General features: G+C 57.7%; 14 protein-coding genes. 6 read left to right on the top strand and 8 right to left on the bottom strand.

The window, feature by feature from the left end:
- The first annotated feature begins 79 nt into the window (after nucleotides 1-79).
- The 3 genes from G536_RS0120965 to recJ all read left to right on the top strand — a co-directional run bounded on the left by G536_RS0120965 (nucleotide 80) and on the right by recJ (nucleotide 6266).
- Nucleotides 80-2200 carry a peptidylprolyl isomerase gene (locus G536_RS0120965; RefSeq protein WP_022825567.1) on the top strand — a complete coding sequence of 707 codons (2121 nt, stop codon included), beginning with the start codon at nucleotides 80-82 and terminating at the stop codon, nucleotides 2198-2200.
- Between the two features lie 271 nt (nucleotides 2201-2471).
- Nucleotides 2472-4280, top strand: coding sequence for a tetratricopeptide repeat protein (locus G536_RS0120960; protein ID WP_022825566.1), 1809 nt, complete (start codon nucleotides 2472-2474; stop codon nucleotides 4278-4280).
- A 264-nt stretch (nucleotides 4281-4544) separates the two neighbouring features.
- Nucleotides 4545-6266, top strand: a complete 1722-nt coding sequence (recJ, locus tag G536_RS0120950; RefSeq protein ID WP_022825564.1) for a single-stranded-DNA-specific exonuclease RecJ — start codon at nucleotides 4545-4547, stop codon at nucleotides 6264-6266.
- 80 nt (nucleotides 6267-6346) lie between these two features.
- On the opposite strand, the gene G536_RS0120945 is transcribed toward recJ, so the two are convergent.
- On the bottom strand, nucleotides 6347-6718 hold the full coding sequence (locus G536_RS0120945; protein WP_022825563.1) for a DoxX family protein: 372 nt from the start codon (nucleotides 6716-6718) through the stop codon (nucleotides 6347-6349).
- A gap of 279 nt (nucleotides 6719-6997) precedes the next feature.
- The gene (locus tag G536_RS0120940; protein WP_022825562.1) at nucleotides 6998-9133 is read right to left on the bottom strand and encodes a T9SS type B sorting domain-containing protein; all 2136 of its coding nucleotides are present in this window, start codon (nucleotides 9131-9133) and stop codon (nucleotides 6998-7000) included.
- Nucleotides 9134-9372: 239 nt separating this feature from the next.
- Here G536_RS0120940 and lptB point away from each other — a divergent pair, with 239 nt between their 5' ends.
- The 3 genes from lptB (at nucleotide 9373) to G536_RS29225 (ending at nucleotide 12769) form a co-directional block, all read left to right on the top strand.
- Nucleotides 9373-10104 carry an LPS export ABC transporter ATP-binding protein gene (gene lptB, locus G536_RS0120935; protein WP_022825561.1) on the top strand — a complete coding sequence of 244 codons (732 nt, stop codon included), beginning with the start codon at nucleotides 9373-9375 and terminating at the stop codon, nucleotides 10102-10104.
- A gap of 168 nt (nucleotides 10105-10272) precedes the next feature.
- Nucleotides 10273-11793 (top strand): GH3 auxin-responsive promoter family protein, encoded by a 1521-nt coding sequence (locus tag G536_RS0120930; RefSeq protein WP_026880440.1) that lies wholly within the window; start codon nucleotides 10273-10275, stop codon nucleotides 11791-11793.
- Between the two features lie 499 nt (nucleotides 11794-12292).
- Nucleotides 12293-12769, top strand: coding sequence for a toxin-antitoxin system YwqK family antitoxin (locus tag G536_RS29225; RefSeq protein WP_022825560.1), 477 nt, complete (start codon nucleotides 12293-12295; stop codon nucleotides 12767-12769).
- 42 nt (nucleotides 12770-12811) lie between these two features.
- Here G536_RS29225 and G536_RS0120920 read toward each other — a convergent pair whose 3' ends face one another.
- From G536_RS0120920 to G536_RS0120895, 6 genes are all read right to left on the bottom strand, one after another.
- Nucleotides 12812-13594 (bottom strand): TIGR00266 family protein, encoded by a 783-nt coding sequence (locus G536_RS0120920; protein ID WP_022825559.1) that lies wholly within the window; start codon nucleotides 13592-13594, stop codon nucleotides 12812-12814.
- 173 nt (nucleotides 13595-13767) lie between these two features.
- Nucleotides 13768-14145, bottom strand: a complete 378-nt coding sequence (locus tag G536_RS31040) for a hypothetical protein (protein ID WP_022825558.1) — start codon at nucleotides 14143-14145, stop codon at nucleotides 13768-13770.
- A 136-nt stretch (nucleotides 14146-14281) separates the two neighbouring features.
- Nucleotides 14282-16612, bottom strand: coding sequence for a S41 family peptidase (locus G536_RS29215; RefSeq protein ID WP_022825557.1), 2331 nt, complete (start codon nucleotides 16610-16612; stop codon nucleotides 14282-14284).
- A gap of 180 nt (nucleotides 16613-16792) precedes the next feature.
- A complete protein-coding gene (gene gltX / locus G536_RS0120905) occupies nucleotides 16793-18334 on the bottom strand; it encodes a glutamate--tRNA ligase (protein ID WP_022825556.1) in 1542 nt (513 codons plus the stop codon).
- A gap of 156 nt (nucleotides 18335-18490) precedes the next feature.
- Nucleotides 18491-19105, bottom strand: a complete 615-nt coding sequence (locus G536_RS29210; RefSeq protein ID WP_022825555.1) for a pentapeptide repeat-containing protein — start codon at nucleotides 19103-19105, stop codon at nucleotides 18491-18493.
- Nucleotides 19106-19291, bottom strand: coding sequence for a hypothetical protein (locus tag G536_RS0120895; protein ID WP_022825554.1), 186 nt, complete (start codon nucleotides 19289-19291; stop codon nucleotides 19106-19108).
- Nucleotides 19292-19296 lie beyond the last annotated feature (5 nt).

Here is a 19296-nt window from a genome sequence, read left to right as displayed (position 1 = left end):
TCACTACTGCCACTGCCTCGCTTTTTCTGATTATTTTGCGACTCTTTACGACTTACCTACTGAGCTTTTTTTCAAGTAAATGGCATTAATCAACACGATTCGGGAAAAATCAGGCTGGGCCGTGGGCACCGTGGCCATCGGCATGCTGCTCTTCATCGTGGGCGGCGACCTGATAGGAGGGAAGAACAAGCTGTTCGGCGGCAACGAGAATGTGGTGGGCGAAGTAGCCGGCCAGAAGATCGAGCTAAACGATTTCAACGCCGCCTTGGAGCAAGCCAAGCAGTCGTTTCAGCAGCAGCAGGGCCGCGCCCCCGATGAGCAAGCCATGGGTTACCTGCGCGACCAAGCTTGGAACCAGACCATTTACAAGATTGCCTTTCAGAAGGAGTTTGATAAGCTGGGCCTCACCGTTTCGGAAAACGAACTGACCGACATGGTGCAGGGTAAGAACATTCACCCCAGCATCCGGCAGGCCTTCACCGATCAGCAAACCGGCCAATTCGACCGGAGCAAGATTATCCAGTACCTGCAAGGCCTCGACAAGCTGCCACCTGACGCTCAGGCTGCTTGGTTGAACTTCGAAGCCAATCTCGCGCCCGAGCGCGCGGGCCAGAAGTACAACAACCTCATCAAGCTCAGCACCTACGTAACCACCGCCGAGGCTAAGCGCTTCGACGAGGACCAGAACACCAAGGCTAGCCTGCGCTACCTATTCATCCCATACTTCTCCATCTCCGATTCGGCGGTGAAAGTAACCGATGACCAGTTGCAAGCTTACCTCGACAAGAACAAGGGCCGCTACAAAGTGGAAGATGGCCGCTCTATTGAGTACGTGACCGTGCCAGTGGTAGCCTCCAAGGAAGACAGCGCCGCCGTGCGCCAGAATGTGGCTCAGCTGGCCGTGCAGTTCGCATCGGCTCCCAACGACTCGCTATTCGTGAAGCTTAATTCCGATCAGCCTTACAATGGCGCGTATCTGTCGCCGGCTGATATGCCCGAGAAGCTGCGCCAGCAACTGCCCCTCACGGTAGGCAAAGTGTACGGCCCGTATGCCGAGAATGGCACCACTAGCCTGTTCAAAGTGACCGGCCAGAAAGCCGGTACCGCTTACGCGGCCCGCGCCAGCCATATCCTCATCAAGCCCGAGGGCACCACGCCGGAAGCAGATGCTGCTGCTAAAGCAAAAGCCACCGAGGTACTCAACAAAATCAAAGGCGGCGCCGACTTCGCGGCTATGGCCCGTCAGTACGGCACCGACGGTACGGTAAGCACCGGCGGCGACCTGGGTTGGTTCCAGCAAGGCCGTATGGTGCCGGAGTTCGAGAAGGCCATCTTCGGCGCTTCGGCTACTGGTTTGCTGCCCGCTCCCGTGAAAACGTCATTCGGCTACCACATCATCAAAATCACGGCACCTAAAACCAACCAGACCTACCAGCTGGCGGCCGTGCAGAAGAAGATTGAGCCATCCGATGCCACCCGCGACGCGGCATATGCCAAAGCGCAGGAGCTGAAAGGACAGATAACGGATCTGGAATCGTTGCGCAAAGCTGTAGCCAAAGACAAGACCCTACAAAAGCAAGAAGCCCGTGGCCTTGGCCGAGGCGACCAAGCTGTGAACAACCTGCAAGGCGCCCGCGAAATCGTGCGGTGGGCTTACGGTACGGGTGGCAAAACCACCAAAGTAGGTGACGTGTCGGAAGTGTTTGATGTGAACGACCAGTACGTGGTAGCCGTCCTGACCGGTGAGCGGAGCAAAGGCGTAGCCGACGTAGCCGGTCTCAAGCCCGAACTGACCGCCGCCGTGCGTAACGAAGAGAAAGCCAAGCAGATTATAGCCAAGCTGAACGGCAAAACTGGCACGCTGGAGCAGATTGCCGCTGCCTATGGTTCTACTGCGCAAGTGAAAACGGCGGATGGCGCCGTGCTGGGAACCGGTTCAATTCCAGGGTTGGGTACCGAGCCGCTGGCTTTGGGTAAAGCTTTCGGGCTGAAGCCTGGTCAGAAGTCGGCCCCGATTCAGGGTGAGCAGGGCGTGTTGATTGTGGAGCCAGTGAGTGTGCAGAAGCCAACCACCCCCACCGATTTAGCTGCTGTACGCAAGCAGCTAACCACCCAGCGCACCGGCCGCACCGATGGCCTGATTTACGAAGCCGTGAAAAACAACGCCAACGTGAAAGACGAGCGGAACAAGTTCTTCTAAGAGCAAATTTCATTGAACAGAAAGCCGCTTCTCTGGGAGCGGCTTTTTTTGTGCCAGTGAAGTTCTGTTGCCTGACACCTGCTGTTCTATGCAAACTCAGACCGACAAGTGCTTTAACCAGATTTCCGAGCCCCCGGATTTCTTGCTTATCTTGAAATGAATCTGTTGGCAGCGCCGTTTGCGTTGGTACACTTACTTGTAGCGGTTGATGAGCTTGTTCTTTTCATGAGCAGCCAACAATCAGCTAACAACAATCAAGCAATCATCCTCTATGCGCTACGTTCGTCCGCTGCTGTTCTCTTTTCTGCTGCTCTCGGCTGCTCCGCTTCAGGCGCAGCAGGAGGTCAGCAATGTGACCTTGGCCAAAGAGTACACCCGCAAAGGCGAGCATGAAAAGGCGGCGTTCCTATTCAGCAAATTATCTACTGACGCCCAAACGGCTCCCAACATCTTGCCCGACTACCTAACAGCATTGCAGGGGCTGAAGCGCTACAAGGACGCCGAAAAGCTGCTGAAACGCGCCATCAGGCAGCACCCCGAAGAAGCTGGCTACGGGGTGGCGCTGGGCAGCCTATACACCACCGCCGGCGACCAAGCTGCCGCCACCAAGCAATACGACAAGCTCCTTAGCCAGCTCACCACTGCTCAGGTTCTGCCCGTAGCCGCCGAGTTCATTGGCCGCAACCTGCCCGACTGGGCCGAGAAAACCTACCTGCGCGGCCGGCAACTCTCGAAAAGCGAAACCGACTTCAGCCCGCAGTTGGTGCAACTCTACACCCAAAGTGGCAACACCGAACGGCTGCTGGCTGAAACGCTACGGCTAGTGGAAGACGAGCAGCAGCTGCCCTTCGTGCGTAACATGCTGCAAAACAGCCTGCACGACGAAAAGGACTTTGATACGCTGGAGCGCCAGCTGCTCACTAATGTGCAGAAATACCCGGAGCGAGGCGTGTATAGCGAACTGTTGCTGTGGCTGCAAGTGCAGCGCCGCGACTTTACCGGGGCGCTGGTGCAGGCTAAGGCTCTGGACAGGCGAGGCCGCACCGAAGGCAGCCGGGTGATGGACATTGCCGGCATTGCACAGTACAACAAAGACTACGAAAGCGCCATCAGCGGCTACGAGTACATTTTGCGCGAGTACAAGGGCGGTCCATTCTACGCGGCGGCTCGGCAGCGGCTGGTGCAAACCCGCGAGGCGCAGGTGCGCGAAACCTACCCCGTAGACCCCGCCAAAATCCGGGGCCTCATCACCGAGTATCAGCAGGTGCTGACCGAGCTAGGTACCACACCCCAAACGGCTTCCATCCTGCGCAACATGGCCGTGCTGCACGCCTTCCAACTCGATGAGAAGCCCCAGGCCATGAAGCTGCTTCAGCAGGTGATTGACATGCCTCGTGCCAGCCTTGATGTAGTGGATGAAGCCAAAATCAACCTGGCCGATATTTATCTGCTGCGCGGGGAGCCCTGGGAAGCTACGCTGCTGTACTCGCAGGTGGAGAAGTCGCACAAGGACTCTCCGCTGGGCTACGAGGCCAAGCTGCGCAACGCCCGCCTCAGCTATTTTGCTGGCGACTTCAAGCTGGCCAAAAGTCACCTGGACATTCTGAAAGAAGCTACCACCCGCGAAATTGCCAACGACGCCATGCAGCTCAGCTTGCTGATAACCGACAACACGGCGATGGACACCGCCGGCGTAGCCCTGCGCGACTACGCCGCCGTGGAGCAACTGGTGTTCCAGAACAAGCTGCCGGAAGCCTTGAAGGGTCTTGATGCGCTGCTGCAAAAATACCCCGGCCACGCCTTGCAAGATGATGCGTGGTACCTAAAAGCCCAGCTTCAGCGCCGCACCGCCGACTACCGCGGTGCTGTAGCCACGCTCGAGAAAATCACCAGCAACCCCAAGTACGACGTGCTCAGCGACGACGCTATGTTTCTGCTAGCTAGCATTCAGGAAGAAAATATACAGGATAAAGAACAAGCCAAAACGCTCTACAACCAGTTCCTGGTGAAATATCCCGGCAGCATTTATGTAGCTGAAGCCCGCAAGCGGTTCCGTAAGCTCCGCGGCGACAATCTGTAAGGGGAAGCACGAAAATTCTGTGGTTTCTACTCCGCGCTATACTGCTACCTGAAGAACAGAAACATCAGCCCCAGCACCACGATGAAAACCAGGTACATCAGGCCGTCGGAGATGATGTACTGACCGTATTTGCGCAGAAACTCCCGAACGTTGGACATGCGGCAAACCTACGCATTTCGGAGCGTGCGGCCGGAATAACGGCTGGCTACGCAGGCTTTTCTTCGTACTTTTGAAGATACCGCTGACCCGCCTTTAGCTATAGTTATGGAAAAACGATGGATTCGCAAGCCCGCGCCCGACCCTGAAAAAGTCCGGCTTTTGGCCGACGCATTACGCGTTAAGGAAACCATCGTGGCTTTGCTCTGCCAGCGCGACGTATGTACCTTCGAGGAGGCCCGCGCCTACTTCCGGCCCAGCCTGGGTGAGCTGCCCAACCCGCTGCTCATGCTGGACATGGACCGCGCCGTAGCCCGCCTCACTCTGGCCCTGCATGCCGGCCAAAAGGTGCTGGTCTTCGGCGACTACGACGTGGACGGTACCACGTCGGTGGCGCTGGTGTACAGCTATCTGCTGCGCTTTTTCGGGGAGGAGCGAATCGACTACTACATTCCGGACCGCTATAAGGAGGGTTACGGCGTATCGGAGGCCGGCATCGACTTCGCGGCGGACAACGGCTTTGCCCTCATTATTGCCCTCGACTGCGGCGTGAAATCGGTGGACAAGGTGGAGTACGCCAATGAGCGGGGCGTGGACTTCATCATCTGTGACCACCACTTACCCGGCACCGAACTGCCCGCTGCCGTAGCCGTTCTCGACCCCAAGCGGCCCGGTTGCCCGTACCCATTCAAAGAATTGAGCGGCTGCGGCGTAGGTTTCAAGCTGATGCAGGCTTTCACCGAAGACCAGGGCCTTAACGAAGCGCCGCTCTACGATTTGCTGGATTTAGTAGCCGTGAGCATTGCCGCCGACATCGTGCCCATTATGGGGGAGAACCGCACGCTGGCTTACCACGGCCTGCGCCTGCTCAACGACCCCGCTCGGCCCCAGCGCGCCGGTATTGTGGCCTTGCGCGAGCTGGCGGGTATGCAGGTAACTGAACTGAACATCAGCAGCCTGGTGTTTGGCTTCTCGCCGCGCATCAACGCCGCTGGCCGCATGGGCGACGCTAAACGCTCGGTGGCTATGCTGCTGGCCGCCACCAAGGAGGAAGCTTTCGAGAAGGCCTCAGTGGTAGACAAAACCAACCAGGAGCGTCGCGGCTTCGATACCAGCATCACCAAGGAAGCCCTGGACATGATTGAGGCTGACGCGCTGTTTCAGGACGCGCATACCACGGTGCTCTACAAGGAAGACTGGCACAAAGGCGTGGTAGGCATTGTGGCCTCGCGTTGCCTCGACAAGTACTACCGCCCCACCATCATCCTGACGCACAGCAACGGCAAAGCCACCGGCTCGGCCCGTTCGGTGGCGGGCTTCGATGTGCACCAAGCCATTGAGGAATGCGCCGATTTGCTGGACCAGTACGGCGGCCACATGTACGCGGCTGGTCTCACGCTGCCCGTGGAAAACCTACCGGCGTTTCGGGCAAAGTTCGAGCAGGTGGTGGCAGGCCGCATCCTACCCGAGCAGATGATTCCGCCGGTTGATATCGACACCGAACTCAACCTGAGCGACATTACCAATGGCTTCTATAGCCTGCTCCGGCAGATGGAGCCGTTCGGGCCGGGCAATGCCAACCCTACCTTTATGGCGCGCAACGTGTACGCGGCGCCCAACTCGGCGCGGGTGGTCGGTCAGTCGCACCTCAAGCTGGCCCTCACCCAAGACGGCCACCACGTGCTCGATGCCATTGGATTCGGGCTGGGTGAACACCTGCCGCAGATTCAGCAGGGCCAGCCGTTCAGCGTGTGCTACACGGTAGAAATCAACGAGTACCGCGGCGTGAAAACCTTGCAGCTGCGCGTGAAAGATATCCGCTGGGAATAAATGGTGAACCAGTGAATTTGATATTTTGTCGGTGCATACGGTGTAGTCCGCGCAAGTAGAACGTCAAACTCACCAGTTCACTAGTTCACCTTCTCACCCCGCGCGCTCCACCACACCCAAACTATCAGCACCGCTTGCAATGGCAGCCGGATCCATAGCGCCCACAATGGCACTGCCATTCCTGCGCCATGAGTTTGCAGCATGTACACGTTGGCCGGAAACACCGCTAGTAACAGCAGGATAAGCCCCAAACCGGCTAGTCTCCGCGTAGCTGGCAACAGTAACCCTACGCCGCCCACTATTTCGGCAACTCCACTCACGTACACCAGCAGCAATGGCTCGGGCAAGTAAGGTGGCATAATGCGTATATACGTTGCAGGTGCTACGAAATGCAGCACCCCAGCCCCAATAAACAGTAAGGCGAGCAGGCCCCGGCTAAAGCTGCGAAGCATAGGCTAGAGTAAAAGGGAAGGTCGGCCTGACTATGAGGGCGGTGTAAGCAGTAGCGCGAATCCTTTGCTGCGCGTACCGGCGACGATAAGTAGAAATCTTGCTTATGATACGAGAAGTGAAGGCTTCGGGCTGTTAGCAACATGATCTGCGTTGGGCCCTTCGCAACGGTGTAGAGTAGGGTGCTGCCATCTACAGCCCTGTTACTTCCTGCCATTATTTTAAGCAATTGAGCCTATTTATCCTCTACCTGACGCCTCGGATACGGTGGTTCATAGTCTTCAACGCACTACTTCTACCCAACCCTTGAACTGCTGCCCAGAACGAGAAAGGCGGTAATAATACACGCCAGCAGGCTGCTCTAAAGCCCTCCACTCGCCGCTGTGGTAGCTTGCCCGGTTATATACCTGCCGGCCCCAGCGGTTGTAGACCTCCAGCCGCCACGCACCGGGCTCGAGGCCCGTAATCTGGAAGCCGTCGTTTTTGCCGTCGGCGTTGGGGGTGATGATGTTGGGAATAATGAACTGGTTGGGGCACTCTTGGCTATATACCTGCACGGTGCGTGTGAGCTGGCAACCCGCGGTGGTAGTGAATTGCACACGTACGGGGCCCGGCTGGCGTACCACATAGCTGGGGCCGGTGCTGCCGTCGGGCCAGCGCACGGCCGCCACCCCAGGAGCGGCCCCGTTCAGGCGCAGCTCCGTATCTAAGCACAGCAAGGTATCGGCGGGTAGGCGCAGGATGGGTAGAGCGGCGGTGCGCACCTGGGTGGTAGCCGTACTTGTGCAGCCGCCAGCCGTGACGGTAAGGGAGTAGGAACCAGGCTGTGTGACGGTGAGTGTGGGGGTAGTGGCGCCCGTATTCCAGCGGTAGGCACTGATGCCCGCGCTCAAGCCGTGTGGTACCAGCACTGTGGCCGCACCACATATAATAGTATCGGCAGGCAAGCGTACGGTGGGCCGGGGCCGGACTGTAACGAGTTGGGAAAGCGTGTCGGTAGAGAAATCGTCGTAGTATACTTGAGCGTGCACACGGTAGGTACCAGGCTGGGCGTACTGGTAGGCTACACTGGGTTTGCGGGTGCTGGTGCCCCCGCCGCGCACCGCCGGGTCGTTGAAGCGCCAGCGCACAGAGTCAAGGCGTTGGGGGTTGCGCAGCCGCAGGTGCACACTGTCGCCCAAGCAACTGCCAGCGGCCGTGAAGTCGGCCAAGTACAGAAAGCTGCTCACGAAAGTTGGCAGGCGAAAGCAAGTGCGCGGAATCCTGTTTCCGGAGGGGCCGAGTGTCGGAGGTCCCGTCCATAAGCCACTCAGGCGCAGGTCGCAGGCCAGGCCGCGGCGGTTCGGCCGTTCAATGTAGGCTAGCGTGTCGGTATCCTGGCGGCCTATATACAAGCGGCCATCGGGCCCAAACTGCATCTGGCCCATGAACACCATGTCATTGCGGGGCCGGACTGGCCCCAGCCACTGCCCCGACGCCTGAATAGCCGCTACGGAGCCAGCTACTAAGTCATACTGCTTCAGCTGAATGCGTGAGGCTGCTCTATTGAATTGCCCCGATACGTAGAGCAACTTACTATCGAGCGAAAAGGCAAGATATGTGCCGCCGGCGCCAGGTAGCGTCAGGTAAGAGCTGCATTGGCCGGTGGCTGGGTTGAACCGCACTAGGTCCACATCTTCTACCACGGTACCATCGGGTAGGTTGAAATTATTGCTGTAGGCAATCAGGCGGCTGGTGGGCGCTAGCGTGGCGGTGCCACCGGAGGTGCGGTACGTAACGTTGCCCGCCGTGCTAATGACGGGGGTGGCACTAACGCCGGCCGGAGTGACGGCGTAGGCCCGGTAGTTGGCTGTTTCGGCTTCGTGGGTGATAACCCAATAGTCGCGGCCATTGGGGTGCCGGGCCGCTTGTACCATCGTCAGGGCATTTTCGTGCAATACCTGCCGTCGGCTGCCCGCATCCACGTCGCCGAGCCCACCACGCAAGCTTAGGTCCACCCGCGAAAAGACAACGTCTGCTGAATCACTTAACCCTCCCGTACCCGAATAGATATTGGAAGAAAAAACAAAATACTGGCCCGGGCGCTGCGGCCAAGGCAACACGATGCAGTCGGCAGCATAGTTGCTGTTGCCAAGCGTACCGATGCCTCCTATAACCACACCAGTGCCCCCGAATGCCCGTATTTGGCTTTGTGGCATGACCGTATGCGTACGGTCGTATACAAACGAGTTGTTGAAGTAGAACAGCAGTTGGCCAGTACTATCCGAAATGGTGGCCCACCCGTCTTCCGAGTGGGCTGGATTGCTTAACAGGCGCTGAGGTTGCCCCGTCGTGAAGTGCAAGGCGCATCGGTTGCCGAAATACCAATTGTTGGTTTCGCTCTGGGCATGTGCCAGAATGGGCAGTACTGCTCCCATAAGCAAGACCACCAGGCGAGGAAGCAGTTGTTGTATTTGTAAAGGTTGTCGCATGCAGTAGCAGGATAGGAATCGAATAGGAGTAGGGTTATAGCTCTGCCGCGCAGATAGCGCGGTAGCTGGCTAACTTACTAAGGAAAAGGTGACTTCGTACCCACTTGGCTCCGTACTAGACCGCCAAGCGGCGCGTTAGCTGTCAGATCCTACTATCCCCGCTCGTTCCGTTACCTTTGCGCCGTATGATTCTTCGAGCCGATAACCTAGTCAAGAAATACAAATCCCGCACTGTCGTCAACGACATGTCGTTGCTGGTGGAGCAGGGCGAAATTGTGGGGTTGCTGGGGCCGAACGGGGCCGGCAAAACCACCTCGTTCTACATGACAGTGGGCATGGTGAAGCCCGACGGGGGCCGTGTGTACCTCGACGACCGGGAAATCACTAAGATGCCCATTTACCAGCGCGCGCGCCTCGGTATCGGGTATCTGGCGCAGGAAGCCAGCGTGTTCCGCGACCTGAGCGTGGAAGAAAACATTCTGGCGGTGCTAGAAATGACCGACATGTCCAAGCAGGCGCAGCTCGACAAAGTGGAGGAACTGCTCAATGAGTTCAGCCTCACGCACGTGCGCAAAAACCTGGGCCGGGTGCTGAGCGGCGGCGAGCGGCGGCGCACCGAAATTGCCCGCGCCCTGGCCGTCGACCCCAAATTCGTGCTGCTCGATGAGCCGTTTGCAGGCGTCGACCCCATTGCCACCGAAGAAATTCAGGGAATTGTGGCCAAGCTCAAGCACAAGAACATCGGCATCCTCATCACCGACCACGACGTAAATTCCACCCTGGCCATCGTAGACCGGGCCTACTTGCTCTTCGAGGGCAAGCTGCTGAAAGCCGGTACCGCCGAGGAGCTAGCCGCCGATGAGATGGTCCGCCGCGTGTATCTGGGCAAGAACTTCGAGCTGAAACGGAAGCTGTAAAGGCAGGGGCCAAAAGCTGAAAAGGCGGCAATTTGGTAGCGGTTCTACGCACACAAATAGGAGCCAGGTAAGCGCCTAGATTCGGGTTTGCGGCAACTTTTATAAGTTGCCAACGATAACAAGGCTGCTTATAGGTTTCCTCGTTCTGCTTCTATAATTCCCGTTTCTGTGCTTGACAGTATTCTTACGTGGGCCGTACAGCGGCGTCTAGCTTCTATCGAGCATTTTCGGCAGCACCCGCATGAGGTGCAGCGCCGCCTGCACCAAAGCTTGCTGCATACGGCCCGCCACACAGAAGTAGGTCGGCAGTACGGGTTTGCTGATAATATCTCCGGCCGCGAATTTGCCGAGCGGGTGCCGGTGAGCAGCTACGAAGAGCTGTATCCGTTGCTGGAACGGGTGCTGCAAGGCGAGGCCGATGTGCTATGGCCGGGCCGGGTGCAGTGGTTTGCCAAGAGCAGTGGCACCACCAACGCCCGCAGTAAGTTCATTCCGGTCACGCGCGAATCCTTGCACGACGGCCACTACCGCGCCGGTCGCGACATGACGGCCCTGGCCACGATGCACTACCCCGAGGTGCAAATACTGGCTGGCAAAACCCTGTCGTTGGGTGGTACGCACGGTCCCAACCCCTTGCGGCCGCACGATGCCGCTTCCCGGGTTGGGGATGTATCAGCGGTTATCATGCAGAACCTGCCCGCCTGGGCCGAATACGTGCGGACCCCGCCGCTGGAACTAGCGTTGCTGGACGAGTGGGAAGAAAAGATTGAGCGTATTGCCCGCCACGTGCTGCATGCCGACGTGCGCGTATTGGCTGGCGTACCCACCTGGATGATTGTGCTATTGCGCCGCGTAATGGAACTGGCCGGCACTGACAACATCCTGGACGTGTGGCCCCGGCTAGGGCTATTTCTGCACGGAGCAGTGGCCTTTGGGCCATACCGGGCACTGTTTCGGCAGCTGATTCCGTCGGCCCACATGCACTACCAGGAGGTTTATAATGCCTCCGAAGGCTACCTGGCCCTCCAGGACGAACCCAATTCCGAGGACTTGCTGCTGCTACTCGACCACGGTATCTACTATGAGTTTCTGCCCGCCGACCAGTGGGATGTGCCCGCGCCCCGTGCCGTGCCGCTCGAAGCGGTGGAATTGGGCAAGCGCTACGCTGTGGTCATCAGCACCAATGCCGGCTTGTGGCGCTACAAAATTGGCGATACGGTGCGCTTCACTAGCCTAGCGCCGTACCGCATCCGAATTACGGGCCGCACCAAGCATTTCCTTAATGCCTTCGGGGAGGAAGTGGTAATTGAAAATGCCGAAGCGGCTGTGGCGGCTGCTTGCCAAGCCACCAATACTACCGTGCGTGATTTCACAGCAGCACCCATCTACTTCACCGGGGCCGCCGACAATTCTCGTGGCGGGCACCAGTGGCTGATTGAGTTCACGCAGCCGCCCCAAGATCCGGCCCATTTCACGGCAGTGCTTGATGATACCTTGCGCCAACTGAACTCCGACTACGATGCCAAGCGCCACCGCGACCTAGCGTTGCTGCCGCCTGTGCTAACGGTGGCCGCGCCAGGGCAGTTTGAACGGTGGCTGGCACGGCGCGGTAAGCTAGGCGGACAACATAAAGTACCCCGGCTTAGCAACTCGCGTGACATGCTGGATGAAATACTAACAGTCACGTAATTATTAGAATTTTGGATAGGATAATTTTCTGAAAAATCAGGTAAAATTTAAATGATATTGAAAAGTTAATTTTTATATTGGAGGATTGTTTGACGCTCAGCCGCCCCCTCCGTGCCTCCTATTGCTCCCTCTCCCTCCCGCCCCTACGTTTCTCGCCGGAAACGTCGCCTATTCTCCAATGATTCGGCCCTCACCGACCGTTCTTTATTTGTTTTGATTGGATTGCTGGTTGTGACTTTGGTAGTTAGCCTCGGTGTTATTGCCTCGCAGTTGCTGGGTGCCGAGCCTACAAGCTTGGCTAATACTTCCACACAGCCGGTTGTAACGCAGGCGCAAGTCAGTCGATGAGGTTAGCTTGGCTGCCGTAGGTGTGCGCCGGTGAGGCTTCAGCAGATAATGATTGGGATAAAGAAAAGGCCAGCTTTTCCAAGGAAATGGCTTCTTCTTGGCTACCTTATGCTACTTGAGCAGCAGCTACCCTTCTTATTCTATTGCCTGTATGCGCCTTATTCTATACCTGCCCGCTTTGCTGGTGCTAATGAGTTGCTCGACTGCCAAGCACGGTCCCATCGGCTTCTGGTCGAGTAAGCGCTATGATGCGCAGTTGCGCCAGCACGGTCCTTGGCCTACCTACTACGACGATGCCAAGAAGCACCCAATGGCTCTTGGGCGCTACCGGCACGGCCGCTACACCGGCCGTTGGCGGTATTATGCTCCCACAGGCGAATTAGAGCGCACCGAACGATTTGCCCGCCGTCCGTATGGGCTCATCACCATGACTGAGTACCAGAGTAGTGGTAAGAAGAAGCGCCAAGGCCAGGCCCGCATTGTAGATGAGCCTCACGAAATTCACTTCTACTGGTTTGGCGACTGGCAGGTGTTTGACGCAGAAGGCCGGCCAGTTGCCACAGAACACTACGAGAATGGAGTGTTGCGCGGTACGGAACTCCTTAAAGTCAACCTCACCAACCGGTAGTAGTACCCCAACGCACACTATAGTACACGTTGGGGTATTGCTTTACTCGTCGAAGAGGCCGCCGGCCAGCTTGCCTAGCACGCTGCCACTTTCCTTACCCGCATTGCCGCCCGTGGGTGCCAGCGCCTGAATCAGCTTCTTCACCGGCATCGATTGGAGCCACACGCGGCCAGTGCCGCGCAAGGTGGCCAGTAATAGTCCCTCACCGCCAAAAATCATGGATTTGAGGCCGCCCGCCCGCGCAATACTGAAGTCGATGCCTGGCTCGAAGGCAACTACGCAGCCGGTATCAACGCGCAGCAACTCATTGTTGAGGCGCTTCTCAATGACGGTGCCGCCCGCGTGAATAAATGCCTTGCCGTCGCCGGTTAGCTTTTGCAGAATAAAGCCTTCGCCGCCAAAAAAGCCGGCGCCTAGCTTCTGGTTGAAATGAATGCTGATTTTGGTGCCGCGGGCCGCCGCCAGAAACCCGTCTTTCTGCACAATCAGGCCGTTGGGCAGCACTCCCAAATCAAGCGGGATAATGGTACCCGGATAAGGCGCCGAAAACGCTACCCGGCTCTTGCCGTAGCCGCCGCGGTGGGTGAAGTGCGTCATAAACAATGACTCGCCAGTAATCAAGCGGGTACCCGCCGAAAACAGTTTGCCCATCAGGCCTTGGTCGGGCTCCGAGCCGTCGCCCATTTTGGTTTCAAAAGCTATAGCCTCGTCCATGTACACCATGGCGCCAGCTTCGGCAATAACAGTTTCGTTGGGGTCCAGCTCGACCTCTAATACCTGAATATCATTGCCGAGAATCTTGTAATCAACGTCGTGGGACTGCATGTGCTTATGTAATGAAGGTGAAAGGCCCCAAGTATAGCAAAAGCGCACTTATTGCCCCAAATATGGGGTCTTGGTTGCCAAGCTATAAATACAATAAGCCCCCGATGCGCGAGCATCAGAGGCTTACAGAAATAGAGCGATAATGGCTATATTTCTCGAAACGAAATAGTTAGCTAGCCTTCGTCGGGTAGTTCGGCGCGGGTATCAGCGGCTTCAGAAGCGGCATCAGGGTCGTCGGCTTTGGTGCCTTTCTTCTTGGTTTCACGGCTGGTGCGACGCATGAAATCCTCGTCGGACTCTTCGGGTTCCTGAGCACCTTCTTCCAATGGGAAATCTTCGTCGTCTTTCTCCCCAAACTGTCCGTCGCGGTTCACCAATTTCTTGTCGCGCACGTGGCGATTCAGGAAGGTGTTGATGTCCTCGATGGAATAGTTGGATGTGATTTCGCCCAACGGATTCACTTTTATTTCAAACCCTTCCAGCTCTTTATGCACACGAGCTTTCTTTTCGGGGTCGTTTTTCTTTTTGGGGTTAACGGGTTTCTTCGCCATGATCTAACTGCTAAGGCCGGATAGAAGCGGGAGCCGCGCAAGGCACCCGTAGCCCCGTAGTACGAAGCGGCGGCACAGGGGGTTAGCCGAATATAGCGCCGCTGCCTTAGTAAACTGCCGGACTAAATAGGCTACCTCAAGGTGCCTTGGCTAGCTCAATAGCTTTTTCCAGAAACTCGTCGCGCCCTTCTCGTACACCCTGAATGGTTTTTTCCAGGTAGATATTCGGCTTGATGCCCACGCCGTGGTGCTGGCTGCCGTCGTGCTTGCGTACTTCCATTCCGGTCCAAGAAATACGGTAGCTACCGGGTACCGTGAAGGGGTTGATGTTGCCGTTAGTGCCGGCTGTGGGCTGCCCGATGATGGTGGCCAGCTTGTAGCCTTCGATAAAGCCCATATAGCTTTCGGCGTAGCTGATGGCCCGGCCATCGGTGATGAAGATAACACGAGCCGTGAGGTGCGGCTTGCTGGGCTTCATATTCCAACCCATGTTGGCGTAACCCGCCACGTTCTTCTGATCGGGGTAGATGAACTGCGGAACCCGCATCCAGTGCCCGGCTGTGTCGGGTTTGGAAAGTAAGTGGCTGATAAGCATGTGGTTGCTTTTGGGGTAGCCGCGCAGGTCGCAGATGATGGTTTTGGCCTGGGTTAGCTCGGCCATGTGCTTGTTCACTTCCTCCATCGGCAGCTGGTCCAGATTCAGATAGTACACCCCCGGCGAAAGAAGTCGAAACGTTTCCGGCGTAGGCTCACTGGTGTTGAACTGATTGTACTGCAAACTGTGGCGTAGCGTAACGGCCCGGCTCTGGCCCGCGGCGTCCTGTACTTGTAACTGCATTGCCTGGCCTCGGGGGCCCATCGTCGTTTCGGTGGCCGAGCGGTAGTGCAGCCAACCCGGCGTAGCGGCCGAAATGTACTGCTCGGCGTTGCGGAAGTGAGCGGCGGCCGGCTGCCCGTTGATGGTCGTTACAATGTCGCCGCGCTTTATGGCCAGCGTGTCGCCGGCTATCCGCGTAACAACCAGTTGGTTCTGCACCCACTCCCATTCTATGGGCAGGCGGTACGCGCCAACCAGCGGGTTCCTATAGCTGCCTACTCGCACATGCCCATCGTGAAGCTGGGCGGTGAGGCGCTGTAGTGTCAGCAGAAAATCGGTGCCCGATTGCTCAGGGTAGGCCGAGCGTAAGGCTTCGGGCAGAGCCGCCGCCCAGTTGGAATTCGTGACGGCAAAGTAGGGGTAGAAATGCTGGAAGATGTTCCAAGTGATAACCACGGCGGCTAGGTGCGCCGCGCGGCTGTCGCTCGACAAAACGTCGCCCATTGGGAGCTGCCGTATCTGCCGTTGCAAGGCTCTGTGAACTGCGGTGTCGGCAGCAGGGTAGGTGGCGGTTTTAGTGCCGTAGAGCGCCAGCGGCAGCACGCAACGGAGGTTACTGCCAATGTCTTCCTGCACCACTTCCCCAATGGCCGCCTGCTTGGCAAATAGTGGGGCCCGTACAGACGTTGAAGCAGGCGCCTTGGATTGGGGTCGAGTGTAGTTGATGTTTACGTACCGGCTGCCGGCGGCAGCATCGGTTTCACTCACCAGGTAGGAATATCGGCTGGTGGCAGTGCCAGGGTTGGCTTTGGCGCTGATGCTGCTAGGAAAGTGGCCGGGCTTATCGTCTTCGAAGCCGGTAGTAAACACGGTTTTCCAAGTGTCGTTTTCCCGCACGGCTACTCGCATTTCATCTACCTGCACTTGGCCACTGTCGAGCAGCATGGTCCCGAAGAACAACTGGGTGGCTTTGGCATCAATGCGGCCTTGAATTTCATACTCCTGCCACTTGCCGCTCACGATGGGCCGGTCGCCCATGTTGTCGAAGAACCCCATTTTTTGATTCTCGCAGTCTACGCGGGCCCAGAGCGCGCCGTGGCCGTGCGTAGGCTTGGCGTTGCGCACGAATGCCGTATAGCGAAACTCCTGGCCCCGGTACGGCTTAGCATCTACCGCCCGAGTCAGGGAGCCAAAAGCCGCTCCGCGCACCTCATCCACAACCTCCGGCACCGCCCTATTGAGGCGGTAGCTATAGTAGGGGCTCTGCTTGTTGCCTTGCCCCATGCCTTGGTGCTGCCAACTGATTACCTCGTAGTTTTTGGGGTTGGGCGGTGTAATAGTCTTCACCTTGAATACCACCGATTTGCTGGCGGGCACTAGCTGCAACGTAGGCGCAATCGGCTGGAATAGGGCCAACAGCGTCTTCTGCAACTCGGCATCGGTTTGGGCCGTTGCCACCTGCTCCACGCCCAAGACGGCAAACTTGTCCCAGTTGGTGGCAGCCGCCTCATCAGAAGGGTGGAAATAGCGCACATAGCCGTAGAGCCGGGCAAAGGTTTCCAGGTTCTGCACCGTGCGGGGCGTGGGTGCTTGGGCAGTGGCGGTAAGCGTAGCCAGCAGGAGCGGAGCTACAAGGTGAGGTAGACGCATATAAATCAGCTAGATAAGAGGGGAATGCTATGCCATTAACTGCAATGAAGATGCTGTTTTTTAGGGAATAGGTTGCACTCTTGCTATGGCGTTTATCTGCGCTGAAACAAAAAAGCGCCCGGCATCACTGCCGGGCGCTTCTCAAAGAAAGTTCTAGTAATCGGCTATTTGCCGCCGCAACTATGCCACGGCCAGCTTACTAACGGCGGCTTCAATGCGCTCCGCCGTTTCCTGCGGGCCCAGAATGCTAATAATAGCCATCAGGTCGGGGCCAGCGGCGGCGCCAGTTACAGCTACACGCAGCGCCTGCAACACCTGCCCGAGCTTGATGCCCTGCTGCTCCATCACGCGGGTCAGCAGCGCCTTGATGCCATCGGGCGTAACGTCGGAAGAGGTGGGCAATTCCTGCGCAAAAGCGGCTAGGCCAGTGGCTACCTGGGCGTTCCACTTCTTGCTGATTACCTGCTCGTCGTAGGAGGTAGGGCGCTCAAAGAATAGCTGCGCTTCCTTAGCCAAATCGGCGGGGAAGGTGGCACGCTCTTTCACGAGGCCAGCAATCTGTACCGCCTTATCGGTCGGCACGTTCAGGCCTTGCGCTTCGAGGTCGTGGATGAGGTACTGGGCCAGCTCGGCGTCGGGCTTGGCACGCAGGTACTGCTCGTTGTACCAGCGCACCTTGTTCTGGTCGAAGCGGGCCGGCGACTTGCTTACCCGGTCAATCGAGAAGTGCTCAATCAGCTCGTCCATCGTGAACAACTCCTGCTGGGTGCCGGGGTTCCAGCCCAGGAAAGCCAGGAAGTTGATGAACGCCTCGGGCAGGTAGCCACTTTCGCGGTAGCCGCTGCTCACCGTCGGCTGACCATCGGCATCGGTGCCGTGGAATTCCAGCGGGAACACCGGGAAACCAAGCTTGTCGCCGTCGCGCTTGCTGAGCTTGCCGGTGCCATCGGGCTTGAGCAGCAGGGGCAAGTGGGCAAACTGCGGCATGGTGCTTTCCCAGCCCAAATAGCGGTAGAGCAGCACGTGCAGCGGCGCCGACGGCAGCCATTCCTCACCCCGAATTACGTGGGTGATTTCCATGAGGTGGTCGTCCACGATGTTGGCTAGGTGGTAAGTCGGCATGCCATCCGACTTCATCAGCACCTTGTCATCCACGGCCGAGGAGTGCACCACCACCCAACCCCGAATCAGGTCGTTGAAGCGGATTTCCTCTTTGCGCGGCACCTTCAACCGGATTACGTAGGGCGTGTCGCTGTCCAGCAGTTGCTTCACCTCGTCCTCGGGGAGGGTGAGGGAGTTGCGCATCTGGGCGCGGGTGATGCTGTTGTATTGCGGGTTGGGCACTTTGGCGGCCTGCAAGCGGGCACGCATAGCGTCCAACTCCTCAGGCGTATCGAAGGCGTAGTAGGCGTGGCCGCTGTCGATGAGCTGCTGGGCATATTGGCGGTACATAGGCTTCCGCTCGCTCTGCCGGTATGGCGCGTGTGGACCGCCCTGCTCAATGCCTTCGTCAATCACGATACCGCACCAGCGCAACGAGTCCATGATGTACTGCTCGGCACCGGGCACGAAGCGGTTTTGATCGGTGTCTTCGATGCGGAGCAGCATTTTGCCGCCCAACTTGCGGGCCAGCAGATAGTTATACAGCGCTGTGCGCACGCCGCCGATGTGCAGCGGCCCCGTGGGGCTGGGCGCAAAACGCACCCGTACTTCTCTTTCCATAAGTCAGTCGGTTCGCAGCGCCTCTCAGGAGGGAAAAACGCGCCGCAAAGATACGAAAGGTGAGATGGTGAATTTGTGAAATGGTGAGTTTGCTGTGCTGTTTGCGCCACTTGTCCCATCAGCACAGCAAACTCACTATTTCACAAGCTCACCATCTCACTGTATAATCAGGTTATACTTGGTGAGCAGGCCGGGCAAGCTTTCTTTGGTGAAGCGGGCTTGTTGCAGCTCGTTCAACTCGGGGTCTAGTTCTACGCCTAGAGCGGTGGTGAAGTCGGCACCCACGAGGCGGGTATCGGCAAACAGGGCGCGCAGCAGGTTGCAGTCCTCGAATACGGCGGCCGTGAGGTCGGCTTGCCGGAAATCAACCTCCTGCAAAGAACAACCCACGAAGCGGGTGTTAGGCATGCGGCGGCCTGAGAAGGACGCATAATCGAGTTGGCACCGGTCGAAGTGCACGTCGAATAGCATGTCGCGGCACGAGTAGAACTGGAGACCTAGCAGCTTACAGCCGTCAAAGGCCACATTCTGCAACGCGGCGTTCTGAATAGTAGCCCCGGCCAAGTTGCAGTTCTCGAACAGACACTCCCGGAACACGCGGCTAGTTAGGTTGGCCTGGGTGAGGTCGAAGTTGCGGAAGTGGTAGTTCTCGAATTCCAACTGCCCAACCAAAGTAGGCGGTAGGGAGCGTTCCAGCACGTTTTCCGCCGGGAAATACGTGGGTTTCGCCAGGGCTTTGGGTGGTTTGCGAGCAGCAGTAGGTCGGCGCATCTAGTCTCGGTTGCGGAAACTCAGCCAGAGCACCAGCCCCAGCAACGTAATACCCCCTCGAATCAGCCACGCCACGGTAGGGCCCCACTGGTCAATCCAGGTCAATAGCATCGATTTCATGCCCACGAAAGGCAGCACCAACGATAGGAGCCCAAGGATGAGTAGGCCGAGTCCAAGTTCTTTCATAAAGC

The sequence above is a fragment of the Hymenobacter norwichensis DSM 15439 genome (assembly GCF_000420705.1).
In the GTDB taxonomy this organism is placed as follows: Bacteria; Bacteroidota; Bacteroidia; order Cytophagales; family Hymenobacteraceae; genus Hymenobacter; species Hymenobacter norwichensis.
Note: the sequence above shows the minus strand (reverse complement) of the source record. Positions and strands in the feature narration are given on the sequence as shown.